This is a genomic window from Streptomyces sp. NPDC032940 (assembly GCF_040636935.1).
Taxonomy (GTDB): domain Bacteria; phylum Actinomycetota; class Actinomycetes; order Streptomycetales; family Streptomycetaceae; genus Streptomyces.
In genome coordinates this window covers 1-16,372 of the sequence record NZ_JBEZVJ010000058.1, presented here as the reverse complement: position 1 = coordinate 16,372, position 16,372 = coordinate 1, and the positions used below count along the sequence as shown (strand labels likewise).

At 69.1% G+C, this 16,372-nt stretch carries 14 protein-coding genes; 10 read left to right on the top strand and 4 right to left on the bottom strand.

Features of this window, described 5'->3' with window-relative positions:
* Positions 1 to 593: 593 nt before the first annotated feature.
* On the top strand, positions 594 to 2,702 hold the full coding sequence (locus AB0E77_RS33560) for a helix-turn-helix transcriptional regulator (RefSeq protein WP_361578604.1): 2,109 nt from the start codon (positions 594 to 596) through the stop codon (positions 2,700 to 2,702).
* A gap of 12 nt (positions 2,703 to 2,714) precedes the next feature.
* Positions 2,715 to 3,272 (top strand): XRE family transcriptional regulator, encoded by a 558-nt coding sequence (locus AB0E77_RS33555; RefSeq protein ID WP_361578601.1) that lies wholly within the window; start codon positions 2,715 to 2,717, stop codon positions 3,270 to 3,272.
* A 333-nt stretch (positions 3,273 to 3,605) separates the two neighbouring features.
* Here the strand turns inward: AB0E77_RS33555 and AB0E77_RS33550 are convergent, their stop codons facing one another.
* Positions 3,606 to 4,022, bottom strand: coding sequence for a hypothetical protein (locus tag AB0E77_RS33550; RefSeq protein WP_361578598.1), 417 nt, complete (start codon positions 4,020 to 4,022; stop codon positions 3,606 to 3,608).
* A gap of 48 nt (positions 4,023 to 4,070) precedes the next feature.
* Positions 4,071 to 4,751 carry a hypothetical protein gene (locus AB0E77_RS33545; protein WP_361578595.1) on the bottom strand — a complete coding sequence of 227 codons (681 nt, stop codon included), beginning with the start codon at positions 4,749 to 4,751 and terminating at the stop codon, positions 4,071 to 4,073.
* An 865-nt stretch (positions 4,752 to 5,616) separates the two neighbouring features.
* Between AB0E77_RS33545 and AB0E77_RS33540 the strand changes: the two genes are divergently transcribed.
* The 5 genes from AB0E77_RS33540 (at position 5,617) to AB0E77_RS33520 (ending at position 11,634) form a co-directional block, all read left to right on the top strand.
* On the top strand, positions 5,617 to 6,873 hold the full coding sequence (locus AB0E77_RS33540) for a ParA family protein (RefSeq protein WP_361578592.1): 1,257 nt from the start codon (positions 5,617 to 5,619) through the stop codon (positions 6,871 to 6,873).
* Positions 6,870 to 7,973: a ParB/RepB/Spo0J family partition protein gene (locus tag AB0E77_RS33535; protein ID WP_361578589.1), complete on the top strand. Its 1,104-nt coding sequence runs from the start codon at positions 6,870 to 6,872 to the stop codon at positions 7,971 to 7,973. The genes AB0E77_RS33540 and AB0E77_RS33535 overlap by 4 nt, the downstream gene beginning before the upstream one ends.
* Positions 7,974 to 8,624: 651 nt before the next feature.
* Positions 8,625 to 9,734 (top strand): bifunctional DNA primase/polymerase, encoded by a 1,110-nt coding sequence (locus tag AB0E77_RS33530; protein ID WP_361578586.1) that lies wholly within the window; start codon positions 8,625 to 8,627, stop codon positions 9,732 to 9,734.
* Positions 9,731 to 11,236, top strand: coding sequence for a phage/plasmid primase, P4 family (locus AB0E77_RS33525; RefSeq protein WP_361578583.1), 1,506 nt, complete (start codon positions 9,731 to 9,733; stop codon positions 11,234 to 11,236). The genes AB0E77_RS33530 and AB0E77_RS33525 overlap by 4 nt, the downstream gene beginning before the upstream one ends.
* Positions 11,233 to 11,634, top strand: a complete 402-nt coding sequence (locus tag AB0E77_RS33520; RefSeq protein WP_361578580.1) for a DUF6009 family protein — start codon at positions 11,233 to 11,235, stop codon at positions 11,632 to 11,634. Before AB0E77_RS33525 ends, AB0E77_RS33520 begins: the two co-directional genes overlap by 4 nt.
* Positions 11,635 to 11,685: 51 nt before the next feature.
* On the opposite strand, the gene AB0E77_RS33515 is transcribed toward AB0E77_RS33520, so the two are convergent.
* Positions 11,686 to 12,450: an SDR family oxidoreductase gene (locus AB0E77_RS33515; RefSeq protein WP_361578577.1), complete on the bottom strand. Its 765-nt coding sequence runs from the start codon at positions 12,448 to 12,450 to the stop codon at positions 11,686 to 11,688.
* Between the two features lie 222 nt (positions 12,451 to 12,672).
* Here AB0E77_RS33515 and AB0E77_RS33510 point away from each other — a divergent pair, with 222 nt between their 5' ends.
* Both AB0E77_RS33510 and AB0E77_RS33505 read left to right on the top strand, forming a co-directional pair.
* Positions 12,673 to 13,401 (top strand): HAD family phosphatase, encoded by a 729-nt coding sequence (locus AB0E77_RS33510; RefSeq protein ID WP_361578574.1) that lies wholly within the window; start codon positions 12,673 to 12,675, stop codon positions 13,399 to 13,401.
* Positions 13,402 to 13,728: 327 nt separating this feature from the next.
* On the top strand, positions 13,729 to 14,340 hold the full coding sequence (locus AB0E77_RS33505) for a ScbR family autoregulator-binding transcription factor (protein WP_361578571.1): 612 nt from the start codon (positions 13,729 to 13,731) through the stop codon (positions 14,338 to 14,340).
* A 189-nt stretch (positions 14,341 to 14,529) separates the two neighbouring features.
* On the opposite strand, the gene AB0E77_RS33500 is transcribed toward AB0E77_RS33505, so the two are convergent.
* The gene (locus AB0E77_RS33500) at positions 14,530 to 15,522 is read right to left on the bottom strand and encodes a ScbA/BarX family gamma-butyrolactone biosynthesis protein (RefSeq protein ID WP_361578568.1); all 993 of its coding nucleotides are present in this window, start codon (positions 15,520 to 15,522) and stop codon (positions 14,530 to 14,532) included.
* Between the two features lie 366 nt (positions 15,523 to 15,888).
* Here AB0E77_RS33500 and AB0E77_RS33495 point away from each other — a divergent pair, with 366 nt between their 5' ends.
* A complete protein-coding gene (locus tag AB0E77_RS33495) occupies positions 15,889 to 16,080 on the top strand; it encodes an acyl-CoA carboxylase epsilon subunit (protein WP_361578565.1) in 192 nt (63 codons plus the stop codon).
* The last annotated feature ends 292 nt before the right edge of the window (positions 16,081 to 16,372 follow it).

The window sequence follows — 16,372 nt, the reverse complement described above, 5'->3', positions numbered from 1 at the left end:
AGGCATGGCCTGTGAGGTCCTGTCATGGATTGTGAACCAGGGCCCCCAGCCCGGTTGGCTCGTGAGCAGTGTGACTGGCCTTCAGGTCGCACAAGGTGTCAAGCATTCGTTCTCGTGCCCATGGATGCACCAAGCCGGCTTGTGGTGGGAATTGCGAGACGCTGCAGGAGCAGGCTCATGGTGACGAGGAAACAGTAAGGATGGCCAGAAGGAAGGGACCTTCGCACCTCGCGTTGCGTGCCCGATGGCGCGATACCCGGTCGGGTCTGGCGGGGTTTGTAGAGGGGCTCTGGCGAGAGGTTCTGTATGACTGCCTCTCATGTTGATGCACTATGTAGCAGTGGGGTAAAACCCAGGACACCCGATAACGGGCGGCCGGGGCTGGACCCAGCTGCCGCCCGGTGCTCTCCTAGTCCGCCCGCCGGCCGTCACAGCTCGCAAGGAAAGAACACTGTGGATCCCTAACCGGACCGGCCTCCCCCTGACGGACACCGACCCCTGACCACCCACAAGCCAACAACCGACACCCCACCCCCACGTACGGAAAAAGTACGCCAACCGTACGCGATACAGTAACCGCTAGGAGGAACACCATGACCCACCTCTTCAACGCCGTCGATAACCTCATCGCCTCACGCTCCCCGCTCCCACCAGCGCAGGAACGCAAACGGCTCCGGGTTGCGCACGGTCTGACTCTGGACGAAGTCGCTGGGGCGTTGAAGGTACGCCGGGCTACGGTGTCCGGTTGGGAGTCGGTCAAAAAAACGGTTGAGCCGCGCGGGCCTGAGCGCGAGGCGTATGCACGGCTGCTTAGGAAGCTTGCGGAGCTCTACCCCGCCCCTACAGCGACTGAGGAGTCGGTCGTTTCGGCGTCGTCGGCCACGCTCACTCCCGCAGGGCAAGAGTCCGGCATCCAGACCCCTGTCTCGCGTCGTCCGGGTGCGAGGAAGGCAGCCCCAGCGGGCTGCTCTGCCCCGCGGTTCGAGAACGGTCCGCTGGCTGTCGTCGATGTCGAGGGCGGGCAGGTGCTGGCGTACTGCGCCGGTGGTCTGGTTCTGGAGGTGCCTGCCACGTCCCTTCCGGCCCTGGTGGAGTGGACTCTCGAGGAGGCGAAGCTTGGACAGCCGCGGCTGTCCGGGCCGGGTAAGGATGCCGACCCGCTGCTCGTGCTCACCGAGGCTGCTCTGGGGCGCTATGGGCTGCCTACCACTCTCTCGGACGAGGAGCGGCTTGCCGGACGGATCCCGGAGGGGCACAAGGTCGTCAAGCAACTGGCCCGTGCTGAATGGAAGTTGACGAAGCGTGGATTCGGGCCATGGGCGCGGATCTACCGGCCGGCCAAGGGCTCGGACCGTCGGTGCGTGCAGTTGTGCATCCCGTCGTGGCACGCGCTGGACGCTCGGCACTGGGGCGAGGCGGGGCAGCTTCCGCCGGCGGAACTTGCTCGCGTGCTGGGCGTGTACGCGTCCCGGGTGATGACGCCGCGCGGCTCGACCGCCGTGACCGGCCTGGAGCTGATGACCGCCCTGCACCCGCCGACCCGGGCCTCCGAACCGGACGCCGACGGGCTCAGGCACCCCGAGCACAACCCCGGCTCGCTGGGGAAGGAACCGGCGGACTGCGCGCCGTGCGAGGCCCCGGACGGACACCCCCTCCTCAAGGACCTGCCCCGCTTCCACGTCCGCGGACCTGCGGAGAAGTTGTTCGAGGAAGCGTACGACTGGGCGCGACCGATGACGGATGCCGAGTGCACACTGCGGCACCTGGTCGGCATCGACGTCAACATGGCCTTCGCCGCCGGCGCCAACGGTTTGGTCGTCGGTCTCGGGGCGCCGACCCGTGTCAAGGCGCCGGGGTTCGACGCGAAGCTGCCGGGCTCCTGGCTGGTGGATCTGTCCCACGTCGACTTGTCCCGGGTGAGGGTCGGCAAGGAGAAGTGGGTGGAGCTGGACGCCGGCTTGCTGCCCAGTCCGTTCACTCCGAGGGGCGAGCGGCCCGAGGGGCCGGCCTGGTATGCGACGCCGACCGTGGCGTATGCGGTGGAGCTCGGGTACGAGGTGCGGCCCCTGGAGGCGTGGGTGCGCTATGAGAACGGCCGGTACCTGGACGGCTGGTACAACCGGCTGCGGGATGCTTACCTCGCCACGATGGCCGATCTCGGCGTTTCCGCCGACCTGTCGCCGGAGGACTTCCTCACAGCGATGGACCGCTACAAGGACCGCGATCCGGAGCTGGCCATCGTCGTCTCGGCGATCAAGGCAACGGTCAAGGGCGGCCTGGGCAAGCTGCGTGAACGGCCGCGGGGCGAGGGCTGGCGGCCGGGTGAGCCGTGGCGCGCTCTGTCCCGGCCGACCTGGCGGCCCGACATCCGTGCGGCCGTCATCTCCCGCACGCGGATCAACCTGCACCGCAAGATCGTCAAGCACGCCGCGTTCACGGGGCAGTACCCCGTCGCTGTCCTGTCCGACTGCGTCGTCTACGCGTCGAGCGGGCCCTCTCCGCTGGACTTCCTGCCCTACCGGAACGGCAAGCCGTTGCCGGGTGGATTCAAGCTCGGCGTCAACCCTGGCCTGGTCAAGCACGAGGGCACCCAGTCCGTCCTGTGGGGTGAGGAGGTCCGCGAGCGGTTCGACGTTCCGGATCTCAACCTCGCGCGGTACATCAAGGACGGCACCGTCACCGGCGTCGACAACGGAGAGTAGGAGAAGGCGCCCATGAGCCTGTTCGGGGACAGCCTGGACGCCGCCGTGCAGAAGGCGTTCACTCGCCCGGCGCCGAAGAACGCGGGCGCGCAGATGCGGTATCTGGTCAAGCAGATGAAGGGCACCAAGGCGGTCGCCCAGGTGCTGCGGATCTCCCAGCGCACCGTCGAGCGGTATGTGAAGGACGAGATCAAGCAGCCTAGGCCCGATCTTGCCGCGCGTCTGGAGCGCGAGGTGAGGAAGCGGTGGCAGCCGCAGATCCGGGCCAGGGCCCGGCGGAAGGCGGCCACGACGGATGGCATCGTCATCGACACCCGCGCCCGCATGGGCTACACCGCGCCGATCGGCTCCACCGACGAGGCCCGCATCCGGCACCTGACTGTCGCCCTGCCCCCGCAGTACGCCGCGCGCCTCTTCGATGCCCAGGAGGCCGGTGCCAACGACCAGCAGCTCCAGCGGATCGCCGCCGACGCACTCCGGGAGGTGTACTTCCAGGACAGGGGCCGTCGCGCCAGCGACCTGGAGGAGGTTCGCATCACGGATATCGAGCACCTGGAGTTCGAGTTGTAGCCACGGTGGCTCGGGGAGCGCGATGAGGTGGTGAGCCTCGCCTGCTGCCGGTTGCTCGGCTATTACGGCGTAATGGAGCGGTCTTCGGAGAGCTTCAAGAGCACGCTCGGCCGGCTGCGCCTGGGGACGTGTCTTGGCCGCCAGCCGGGCGGCGGCGTGGAGGCTATTACGGCGTAATAGCCGGGGTCCGGCAGCGGGGTGGGGGCGGGGAATTGCCTGGGGGCGGGCGTGGGCGGCGGAGGGTGGGTATAGTTCGGGTACGACCTCTTACTCAGGCACAGGGCCCCGCCGGTTTCGGCGGGGCCCTGTTTTTTGCCCGGTCCGGCTCCTGGGTCAGGCGACCTGGAGCTTGGGGCGACCTTCCGCCGGGGGAACGGCGGCGTAGGCGGGCAGCTTGAGGTTGGGCAGGTCGCCGGCCTTGATGCCGGCGATGGCGGTGCGGAACGCGGCTTCCATGTCCTCGAGGTCGGCGTACTTCGCGGCCAGGGGGTGGAGGCGGTAGGAATTGCCCTTGCTGCCGTCCTCGTTCTTGGGGCGCAGGACGATGTTCAGCTCGCACAGCGGGGCGATCAGGTTGCTGATGGCCTGGGGAGTCACCCGGTACTCGCGTGCCATGTCCTTCTGCCGTACGGGCAGGCGGCCGCCGAAGTCGGAGCGGTAGAGCAGGTACTGGAGGAACTTCACCGTGGCCCCGGAGACGGGAAGGGCCCAGATGCGTTCTGACACGATCGGTGACATCACCTCAGCCATCGGTGTCCCTTCCTTGTCCGGGGCGTCGCGGGGGTCGGTGAATATGTATCACCCGGTACGCCTTCCATAGTGCGGTGGTTGCGTGAAATCGAGGTCCAGCTGGTCCTGGTGGACGTCGGGACCGATGGCGTTGGGGAAGGCCTCGGGGTCGCGGTCGTGCTGGTCCGCGAGGTTCTCGAGCACCGCGTGCTGAGCCGTGCTGTTGCCGTGGAACCACAGGCGTACGTTCATCTGGATCAGGCCGTTGCCGAGTTGCTCGACCCACTTGTAGCCGACCAGGGCCTTGATGGCACGGTTGACCGTGGAGCGGGTGATGCGCTTGCCGCCCTTCTGTGCCGCCAGCTTGTTCAGACCATCGGTGATCTCCTGCTGGGTGTACTGGGCGATGCCGGTGCCGCGTTGCTGGCCGCCTGCGACGTAGAGGAACACACACAGCTGGGACTTGGTGATGCTGTTGGCCACGGCGAGCTGGGCCAGGAGCTGGGTGAACCAGTTCGAGGCCAGGCTGTAGCCGGCGTCGCCCGCCATGTCGTGGACAGCCGTGTGGTCGGGCTCGTACTCGAAGGTGACGTTCTTGAGTTTGCGGCGGCCCCGGGGGTCGGCGGTGCTCTGGGTCGCCTCGCCCAGTTGCTCACCGAGGACTTGGAGCAGGTCGTCGAAGCCGACGTCCCCGGATGCGGCGTCAGGGACGGCTCGTGGCCGTCGCCGTGCCGGTGGATCAGATGTCACAGGACCTCCTTCGTTACTCAGGCGGTCCAGAGACTAGCCGAAAAATCAAGCAATGCTTGTCTTTTGGCCCCCTCGGCAGGTCGGGAGCGGGGGGTTGCGAGCAACCTGTCGCACAGGTGCTCCGTAACTCAAGTGGTGCTTGTTTTTTAGGGCCGATCTGGGCCAGAAATCAAACCCTGGTTGATTTTACGTGTTCTTATTACGGAACATTTGGGTGTTTTCGATCATCGTCAGATGGAAGGTGGAGGGGGTTCTGGGGTGTGTTCGCATCCGTTTGACCTGCGGCTTTGCGGCACCGTGTGGCGCCTGAAAAAAATCAAGTCATGGTTGATTTTTAGGGGCAAATGTGACGGCCAGGTTGACATTTCGAGGGCCCAAATGTGCTCTCCAGGACACATCGACTCTCGCAAAACCGCAGGTCAGAGGGTGTTTCTAGGCGCGCGCCTCTTCTTAAAGAGCACCTACGTCGACGGCTCCCGTGATCTCTCTCAGGACTTCAGCAACCCTCCAGTACCCCTCGACCGCAACCACATCAAGGCAACCCCCACTGACGTGCAGCCGAGCCAACCTGGAGCGGAGGTACCTCAGCCCCCCATCCTCACCAGCCCTGCCTTCTCTTGTCTTCGTCACGGCCGCCACCACCCGGGACGCAGGAGCGCTGGTGCCGACCACTGCCTCCACATGGGCGTGGTGGTGCACGCGGAGCTCCCTCAGCCACCGACTCGTCCTGGGACGCCTGCAAGAGGTCCTACGTGACGGGCTATTACGGCGTAATAGGCAGCGGGGGCGGCTGACACCCGGTCACCTTGGTGAAACTAACGCGTCGGTGCTTCTAAGGATCATGGACGTTAGTAAGGTGTCATCCATGACTGCACCAGCCACCTCCAACGACCGCGAGAAGGTCGTGTCCAAGCTTCCGGGATGGCTCCGGCAGAGCCTCAAGGTCAGAGCAGCTCAGCACGGCATCGAGATCCAGGCCGCCGTCGAGCAGGGCGTCGCCGCCTGGTGCGCCCTGGCGTCCGTGCCTGCTGCGGTCGACACCGCCGGGGCCGACTCCTTTTCCACCTTCCTGCCCACCGGCCAGTGGGAGGAGTTCCGGCGGGTCGCCGCCGACCGCAAGGTCTCGCTCGTCCAGGGACTCGCCCAGTCCGTGCAGTTGTGGCTCGACGCCAATCCCTCGCCCGACGTGCAGCGGCCCGCGGTCACCCGGCGGATCGTCGTCTGCAACCAGAAGGGCGGCGTGGGCAAGACGGCCATCACCGCGGGCCTCGGGGAGGCCCTCGCCGAGAGTCCCGACGCCCTGCACCCGGTGCGGGTGGCCAAGGCTCTGACGAAGGCACTGCGGGAGAGCGAGGAAGCTCCCGAGGCGGCGCCCGACCCGCTCGACGTGGAGAACCTGCCCGGGCTGGGGATGCGAGTGCTGCTCGTCGACTTCGACCCGCAGTGCCACCTCACCAACCAGCTCGGCGCGAGCCCCCTGCCGATGAGCGGGGACAGTCTGACCAACCACATGGCGGGTGACCCGAAGGGGGACCTGCGGGACCTGGTCGTCTCCGTCGACGACGAGACGTTCGGCGGGCGGCTGCACCTGTTGCCCGCCTGCAACGACGCGTTCCTGCTCGACGTACGGCTGTCGGCGGTGCGGGCCCGGGAAGCGGCGCTGGAGAGGGCTCTGGCGCCGCTGGAGGCCGATTACGACGTCATCATCGTGGACTGCCCGCCGAGCCTCGGGCTGAGCATGGACGCTGCCGCGTACTACGGGCGCCGGCGTGAGGGCGAGAAGACCGGGCAGTCCGGCGCCCTGATCGTGGTGCAGGCCGAGGACTCCTCCGCCGACGCCTACGAACTGCTGACCACCCAGATCGACGACCTGCGCGGCGACCTGCAGATCGACATCGACTACCTCGGCATCGTGGTCAACCTGTACGACTCTCGGCGTGGGTACATCGCCACCTCCTCTCTGCAGGGCTGGGTGGACATAAAGGATCCGCGGGTCGTCGGGCTCATCGGGGACCTCAAGGAGCAGAAGGAGACCGTGCGGGTGAAGCAGCCGCTGCTGTCCTACGCCCCCAAGTCCCAGCAGGCGGTCGGAATGCGCGCACTGGCCCGGGAGATCTCATGAGCAAGGCCGACCAGCTCGGCTCCGGCCGGTTCGGCGGGGGAGTGCGGAACGTCAGTGCCAGGCGTCAGGCGGTGGCCGCGGCGACCGGCGTCCCGACCGACGGGGTCGCTCCCCCCAGTGAACTGCCGGTGGGCCGGATCAGCCTCAATCCCGACAACCCTCGCTCCAGCCTGGGCGATCTCACCGACCTCGCGGGCAGCCTGAAGACCCACGGGCAGAAGCAGGCCATCACCGTCATGAACCGGGATGCCTACGTCAAGGTCAACCCGGAGCGGGAAACCGACCTGGAGCCGGACACCGCCTACGTCGCCATCGACGGCAACACCCGCCTCGCGGCCGCCCGGGAGGCGGGGCTGGCCACCGTCAAGGTGATGGTGAGCGACGATCAGGGCTCCACCTCCGAGGAACTGCTGGAGTCGGCGCTCGTCGCCAACATCCACCGCCAGGAGTTGGACGAGCTCGACGAGGCCCGCGCACTGGAGCGGCTGCTGACGATCCACGGCAGCCAGACGGCCCTGGCCAAGCGGCTGCACCGCTCGCAGGGGTGGGTCTCGCAGCGGCTCGCCCTGCTCAATCTCAGCCCGGAGCTGCAGGCCCGGATCGGGCAGGAGCCGGTCGATCTGCTGCGGGCGGTCGGCAACAAGCCCGTCGAGCGGCAGCAGGCGGCGCTGGAGGAGCTGAAGGCCGAACGGGCCCGCAAGGAGGCTCAGCGGGACCGTCCGCAGGAGCAGAGGCCGACCTCGCGCGCCAAGGCCGGGCCTGCGGGCGGCGAGGGCTATTACGGCGTAATGGGGGAGGGGAGCGGCGCCGGGGGAGGGACAGCCGTGCCCGAGCCCCGAGGGAAGGGCGGCACGGGCGGGGCGGCCGAGCAGGGCAGCCCCGCTGTACGGGGCGGGGCGGCGGGCGAGCAGCGGCAGCCGCCGCGGCTGCCGTACGACGATCCCGCGTTCATCGCCATGCACCTGGCCCGCAAGATGGAGGAGCCGCTCTTCTTCAAGCTGCTCCAGCTGCTCGGCAAGATGGGCCAGGAGCGCAATCCCGAGGAGTTCGCGCGGGTGATGCGACAGGTGGCCGACGCCACGGGGGCCGAGGCTCCCTGAGCCGGTGCGGAGTGAGGCAGGGCGACGGGGGCTATTACGCCGTAATAGCCCCCGTCGCCATTACGGCGTAATGGCGACGGCGAAGGCCCGGCAGGCAGGCCCGCAGCGGGGGCTCGGTGAGTGGCTTCGGTCGCTGTCCGGCGCTTCGGTCGCTGCCAGGTGCTTCAGTCGCTGGGGCCCCGGAGGCCGATCCAGGCCCGCTCCAGGGGCGCTCGAGTCGGTTCTGGGGTGCAGCGACTGAACGGCAGCTACTGAACGGGACATCGGTCGCTGGCCGGTCGCTTGGTGAATCCGCAGGTCAGCACGGCTCTTTGGGGCGGAGCAGCGACTGAAGCGACTCAAGGCTCGGGTATATCAAGACATTCGCGTGTGCGCGTGTATGCGCGTGCGCCTGCGTGTGTGCGTTATATATAGACACCTTCAGTCGCTTCAGTCGCTAAACGATCAATCTGACCCTCTCTGACCTGCGGATTTTCTCAGCTACTGAAAGAGCGACTGAAAGTCGCTCGGTCGCTGGGGGCGGATGCGTTCGGTCGCTGGGGGGTTGGGGGGTACCCGGAAGGAGTTCTTCACAGGCTCCTCCCCTGTCACCACAGCTTCGCTACTCTGTGCCTGCTGTTGAGTCGCTTCGGTCGCTGACGGGGGAGTTGCATGACCGATGAACTGGGCTTTTCGCGCAGCGACTTACTGGCTGCCCTTGCCCGGCGGGACATCTCAAGGTCCCTGGCCACCGCCCGGTGGTGTGCCGGCCGGGGCTGGCCGGTCCATCCGCTGGCGCCCGGACGCAAGACACCCGCGGGCAACTGCGCGGCCTGCCGCCGCCCCGGGCACACTCACCGGGGCTGTACCTGCCCCGCCGAGGGGCGCTGGTGCCACGGTTTCCGCGCGGCCACACTGGACTTCGCCCGCATCGAGCAGTGGTGGGGCGTCCATCCGGCCTTCGGTGTCGGGATCGCCTGCGGTCCCGCGGGCCTGGTCGTGGTCGACGTCGACGCGCACGCGCGCCATCTGCCGGACCGGGACCGGCTGCTGCCCGGGATCTCCATCTCGGACACGGTCGACCTGACCGGGCTCGCCAACGGCTTCCACACGATCGGCGTCCTGGCCGCCCTGCGGGGTGCCACGAGCCCTGCGGAGGACGAGACGACCCTGCGGGTGCGCACGCCCTCGGGCGGGCTCCACGTGTGGTACCGGGCCCCCAACGGGCTCCGCTGGCACAGTTCCACCGGCTCGGGCGGCGGCCGCGCGCTGGCCTGGCAGGTCGACATCCGGGCGCACGGCGGCTACATCGTCGCCCCCGGCACCGTGACCCGGGCGGGCGCCTACGAACCCCTGCCCGGCGCGCGCGAGCCCGCCCCGCTGCCGGACTGGCTCGCGCGGGAGCTGGGGCGCACCGGGCACCTGCCGCCCGCACACGTCCCTGCGCCGCGTCCTGTGCCCCCACGGGCCCGTCAGGCCGTCCTGGCCGCCCGAGGCGGTCACAGCGCCGCAGAGCGGGTTCTGGGGCCCTTGCTGGCCGAGGTGACGGCCTGTGCCGCAGTGGCCGAGGGCGCGGGGTTCACGGAGAAACTCAACCGGGCCGCCTACACCGCCGGGGGACTCGTCGCCGCGGGTCTCCTGACGGAGGAGGCGGCCCTGGACGTCCTGACCCAGGTGGCCGCGAGCGCCAGACCCGGGCAGGAGCGGCGCTACGGCGCCGTCATCCGCGGCGGACTCAGCGCCGGCCGGACGCGTCCGCTGTCCCTGGGAGGGCGCGCATGACCTCCAGCCACGACGACGCCGTCTTCGACGCCCGGGCCGTCGCCGCGCAGATCCTGGCACAGCCGCTGCCGCAGCCCCGCCAGGGCGAGCAGGACGGGGCCGCGGCGGGCGGCGAGGCCCTGGCCGACGGACTGCTGCCCGACACGCTCTCCGACCGCGGCAACGCCAAGCTCTTCGTCAGGCTCTACGCCAACGACTACCGGCACGTGCCCGGCCTGGGCTGGTACCGGTGGGACAGCACCCGCTGGCTCATCGACGAGGACGACACGGTCCTGTGGGCCGCGGGCGACCTGGCGGAGTCCATCGCCACCACCGACCCGCGCGGCGTCTTCAACACCACCGCGCTCCAGCAGCACCGGCGCCGGGCGCTGAGCACCAGCGGCATGAACGCGATGCTGCTGCAGGCCAAGTCCGCGCCGGGCATGGTGCTGAACGCGGCGCTGCTGGACGCCGACCCGTACGCGTTGTGCACGCCCGCCGGCATCGTCGACCTGCGCACCGGCCTGATCCGCGCCCCCGACCCGAACAAGGACTTCCACTCCCGCTCCACCACCGCCGCCCCGGAACAGGTGCCCACGCCCCGCTGGGACCGGTTCCTGACCGACACCTTCGGCGACGGGCCCGAGGGCGCGGAGATGATCGACTTCCTGCATCTGCTGCTGGGCTACGCCATCACCGGCGACGTCGGCGCGCAGGTCATGCCGTTCCTCTTCGGGTCCGGCAAGAACGGCAAGTCGGTGCTGCTGGACGTGCTGATGAAGCTGCTGGGCGACTACGCGGACGCCGCGCCGCCCGGCTTCCTGATGGCCCGCCCCTACGAGGGGCACCCGACGGACCTGGCCGAACTGCACGGCCGCCGGGTCATCGTGTGCAGCGAGGTCAAGCCAGGCGACCGCTTCGACGAGGCCCGCGTCAAGCTGCTCACCGGCGGTGACCGCATCAAGGCCCGCCGGATGCGCCAGGACTTCTTCAGCTTCGCGCCGACGCACAAGCTGTGGCTGCTGGGCAACCACCGCCCCGAGGTCGGCACGGGCGGCTTCGCGTTCTGGCGCCGGATGCGCCTCATCCCGTTCGAACGCGTCGTCTCCGACGAGAACAAGATCGACAACCTGGCGGACATCCTTGTCACCGAGGAAGGCCCCGGCATCCTCAACTGGCTCATCCGGGGCGCGCGCCGCTACCTGGCGGGGGAGAAGGACCTCACCGGGCCGGAGCGCGTGCGGATCGCCACGACCGCTTATGCCGAAACGGAGGACCACACGGGACGGTTCCTGAGCGAATCCTGCCGGATCGAACCCTCTTCGAGAGCGGAACAGACACAGCTCTACGCGGCCTACAAGACGTGGTGTCAGAATGAGGGCGCCCCGGCCGTCACGTCCCGGGCCTTCGCGGCGCGGGTCCGTGAGGTGGTGGGACTGGCGTCGCCCAAGGAGATGATCCTGTCCAACCAGCGGAAGTACTACCCGGGCATCGGACTGGTCCCCGACGAGGAGAGAGCATGAGCGCCCTCATCGCAGAGGACGAGATCGCCCACGAGGTGCAGCTCGTCTGGCTCGAGGACATAGACACGCTCGACTACGTCCGCCAGAGCCTGGACCGGCTGCCGACGCGGCGCGGCAAGCCGGCCTACCACCGTGACGGACGCATGGTCGGATACGCGCTCCTCGGCCCGGGAGCCAAGCCCTCCCGCTCGTCGGGAACCTTCCGCCGCCGCGTGTTCTGGCTGCTCCCGCACGACCGCGACACCGACCCCCGCGGGCTGTACGCCACTGGGGCGCCCGCCGAGGGCGTGGACCCGCGCACGCTCGCGCCGGGCAGCAAGGGCCGCAAGACGGAACGTTCCGAGGGCGGCCCGCCCTCGTCGGCGACGCGGCAGGCGGACGTCACGCTGCCGCTGTGACCGAGGGCCGCCCGGAGCCGCACCCGCCGGCCGATCGCCCCGGCCCCCGCGCTACAGACCCGTGCCGCCCGAGGCGTCGATGCACTGGCCCGTCACCCAGCGCGAGTCGTCCGAGGCGAGGAAGGCCACGACGTCCGCGATGTCGGCCGGGCGGCCCATCCGGCCGAACGCCGAGAGCGCGGCATGCGTGGCCTCCGCCTCCGGCGTGGACCAGCGGTCCTTGTTCAGCTCCGTCCTGACGAAGCCCGGCGCCACCGAGTTCACCGTGATCTGCCGGGGACCCAGCTCCTTGGCGAGCGTGCGGGTGAGGGCCTCCAGCGCGCTCTTGGCCATGGTGTAGGCGAGGGCGGAGGTGAAGGCGACACGGGTGGCCGCCGAGCTGATGTTGACGATACGGCCGCCCTCCCGCAGCCGCTCCAGCCCTCGCTGCACCAGGAACAGCGGCGCACCGGCGTGGACCGCCATGAGCCGGTCGAAGTCCTCCTGCGTCACCTCGGCCACGCCGCCCCGGACGTTGAACCCCGCGTTGTTGACCAGGATGTCCAGGGCCGGCGGCTCGCCCAGCTCCGCCAGGCCGCGGTCGAACCCCTCGTACAGCGTCGTGACGTCGTCGGGTGCGCCGAGCAGTGCGCGCACGGCGAAGGCGCGGCCGCCGTCCTCGGTGATCAGCTCCACCGTCTCCCGGGCCGAGGACGCGTCGCTGCCGTAGTGCACCGCGACGAGCGCGCCGTCCGCGGCCAGCCGGCTGGCGATGGCCCGGCCGATTCCCCGCCCTCCGCCGGTGACCAGCGCGGTTCTCCCCTTCAGACCACCCATCGTCCCCCCTGCCTCCCCGGACACACCGGTCATGCACCGGCCTGCGGCAAGCTACCGGCAACGAGAGCACTCCTGAAGGGGCGTTGTGAAAACCGCATACCCGGTTTAATATTTCTTGCTGACGTGCTGGTCTCATGACATTCCCACCACAGCGCCCTCACATTCCATGTTCGTCCGGCGCCGCGGGCACCCGCCCGTGCGACTCGACGTTAGGCGGTCCCGATGGGCTTGCGGCATCTGCGACTGATCGCGGTGAACATCGACGGAGTCCTGCTGAACGACACCTTCAGCCCGGTCATCCACCGGTTCGTGATGCGCCGCGGGGGCGTCTACACCGCCGAGCTGGAGCGGGCGCTGTTCTCCCAGCCTCAGCTGCGGGCCGCCGCGGTGCTGGGCGGGGCGGGCACCCCCGAAGAGGTGGTGGAGGCCTACTTCCGCGAGCGGGAGGAGTACCTCAGGGAGCATCCGGTGCGGGTGCTCGACGGTGCGCGTGCGCTGCTCGAGCGGCTGCGTGCCACCGGGGCGGCCATGGTCTGTTACGGCGGGCTCGGGCGCAGCCACTTCGACAGCCATCTGGGCGGCCTCGCCGAGTACTTCGACGAGCCCCGGTACGTGTGCACCGACGCGTTCCGCCCAGGGATCCGCGAGATCGCCGAGGACGTCTTCGGCGTCCGCTGCGACCAGGCCCTGTTCATCGACGACGTGGCCCGGGTGGCCGAGGCCGCGCAGAAGCTGGGAGCGGCGTTCATCGGGCACCCGACCAGCTACGAGCACAGCTTCCAGCGGCAGTTGATGCGCGAGGCGGGCGTGCGGCACCTGGTCGGCTCGCTGGACGCGATCGACGGGCGGCTGCTGGGGCGCCTCGACGCCGAGGCCGCCGAGGGGCGCGTGTGGTCCACGGCGGCCACGGAACCGGCAGGCCGGCGCGAGCCGGTCGTCGCGGCCGTCTGACGGCCGTTCCTAGAGGAAACCGGCATTCCGGAATGGTCCGTGCCGGTTGAGGGCTCCGCGTGCCGTGATGTCCCGGCGGTATCGTCGCGGGAGGTGAACACCGGTAGAGCGGTGGGGCGGTTGCCGCGCATCGTGGTGCGAGCGCTCACGGCTCCCGGGGCGAACGGGTGGCGAATGCCTCTGGAACACTGGTGCCGCCCATGAATGATGCCTAAGGTACCCCCTAGTCGGTTTTTTTCTGGTGGTTTCCGTGCACTGCACCGCGCGGCTGACTGAAGGGGAGGTCCAATGGCCCAACAAGAGCGAGCGGTCAGGACCCGCCGTGCCGTGCTCGAGGCAGCCGCGACGGTCTTTGCGGAGCACGGATACACCGCGGCGACGGTCGCGGACATCCTCAAGACCGCCGGGGTGACCAAGGGCGCTCTCTACTTCCACTTCGACTCCAAGGAAGCCCTGGCCAGGGGCGTCCTGGAGGTGCAGACCGACTACCGGCCGCCACGGCAGGAGATCAAGCTCCAGGAGATGGTCGACCTCGCCATGTCAGTGGCGAACCGGCTGATGTACGACCCCGTGCTGCGGGCCGGCGCCCGGCTCTCCGCCGATCCCATCGGCCGTAAGTACTACGGCAGTGCCTGGTCCCAGTGGGCCGAGACGCTGACGGAGATCCTCACCGAGGCCCACCAGCGCGGGGAGACCCTGTCGCACGTGGTGCCGCGCGAGATCGCCGAGATGGTGGTCAGCGCGTTCAACGGGGTGCAGCTGTACGCGCAGCTGGAGACCGGCCTCCAGGACGTGGAGTACCGGGTGTCGCTGCTGCTGAAGAATCTGCTGCCCTCCATCGCCTCACCCGCGGTCCTGATGCGCCTGGACGTGGCCGCGGACCGCGGGGCGCGCCTGGTCGCCGCGGAGGAGAGCAGCCGGGTGCCCGCGGCGGTCTGACGACCGGCGGTCCGCAGACCGCCGTCCCGGGTCTCCGGTGGAGGCCCGGTTTTCGGCATGCCGGGTCCCGGCCTGCCAAGGTGCTTCAGTCGCTGAGCGAAACCACTGGTCACCGTGGTTGTGGGGGAGTGCTCAGCGACTGAAGCGACCCAAAGTCTGAATATGTGAACTGAGGGGTTCTTTCGCCTCTCAGGCCGTCTCGGGCGCCACGGTCACGACCGAGCTGAAGACCACATTGCCGTCCTGATGGCCGGTCACCAGCAGGCGCTCCCCGCCCTCCGCGTCCGGCACCAGAGCACAGACTTTGACCATGCAGGGGGCGTCCAGCTCGGCGTACCGCGTGAACGCGCTGGTCATGCCGACCGGCAGGCAGGCACGCCCGAGGAACGCGGCCGCGGCCTGGCGGGCGGCCTCCATCAGGACCATGCCCGGCACGTGGTCGACGGGGTGGTCGAAGAGCACGGGGTGACGGGTGTCCACCCTCAGCTGCCAGCAGTCCGGCTCCGGAGCGGGGGACAGGACGACGTCCGTGGGAGAGATACGGCCGACGTCCTGCGGCGCGATCGGGCTCGTCAGCGGCAGCGGCGCGGGGACGCCGTCGCCGATCTGGGCGGCCCGCAGACGCCGGTAGACGGACGCAGACGTGCAGTTGAAGGTCGCTGCCCCGGTCGCGGCCACCTGACCGTCACGGCGGATCACGACGGTCAGGTGGAGCCCCGAGATGCTGCTGCCCCGGCGCTTGATGTCCGAGCAGGCGATCTCGATCTCGGGCGCGGCCGGCGTGGTCTCGATGCGCAGCTGCTCCGGCCTGACGTCGACGGTGAGGTCCCACATCAGGAACTGATGGCCGAGCGGGACGCCGAACTCGGTGTGGGCCACGAGAAGACCGGCCTGCCGGATTGTTTCGGCAACGAGAAGCGGGTCGTGGTAGCCGTCGACGGTGGCGAAGAAGCCGTGCAGCCGGGGCCACTGTGCGGCCACCGTGAAGTGGGTGTCGTCCCTGCGGGTCCAGCCGGTCAGCATGACCTCGGCGACGCTGGCGCGGTGGACGAACTCCTTGGGGACGGTGGTGGTCAGGGACGGATAGCGCAGGCCGGTGGTGTGCGCCGGCCCCATGGCACCGCGCCACATGTCGTGGCTGCCGGAGACCGCGCGTTCGACATGGAACGTGCTCGCAGACATGTCTGTCCCCCTGAGCTGACGTTGGTGTGGAGTGAGGCGTTCCTCAGGGCAGCGAAGATACATACCAACCGGTTTACCTTCTAGGGGTACGAGGCACTCCGCCCCCATAACTTTCGGACCGGTTGATTCCATATCGAGCCCTGATTCAGCCCCGCAGGGGCCTTTGGTCGCCTTCGTCACTCGCCGGAACTCGACAGAAGCCATGGTGAGCGGTCGCTTTCAGGGCTTCGGCGGTCGGTTCTGGCGAGCCGCGGTCCGGCCGCCCCTGGAGCGGGCTCCCTGGCGATCCTCCAGTGAATCCTCACCGCCTCTCGAGTCCCGCGATCGACCATGGCCAAGGCCGTGCGAGGAGGGGAACGAACGGGGATGAAAAGCGCAGAAAGCGCCGAAACCGTGCTCCGCGTGGAGCGCGGCCGGGCCAGCGAGGAGGAACTGGCGGCCCTGACGGCGGTGCTGCTCGCCCTGCGGGCACGTGACCGGACGGAACCGGAGCCGACACTCGGCTGGAACTGGTGGACGTCACCGAAGAGCTATGTGCCGCCGGACAGTTGGCGGTGAGCCGGCCGTGGCCCGCAGCGGCCCTCCGGAGCAGGAACAAGACGTGACAGGCGGTTTGACCATGCTCTCCGCGGAGCCGGGGCGGGATCTGCTCAGTCTTGCCCGAGGAAGGGACCAGAGATGACGACGACGACTGCCCCCGAGCCGACCGTGACGGAGCAGAGCGACCTTCGCGGTCATGTGGCCGAGCTGCACGCGATCCGTGCGCAGGCGCTGGCCGGGCCGAGCGAGAAGGCGACGGCGGCGCAGCACGCCAAGGGCAAGCTGACGGCGCGTGAGCGGATCGGGCTGC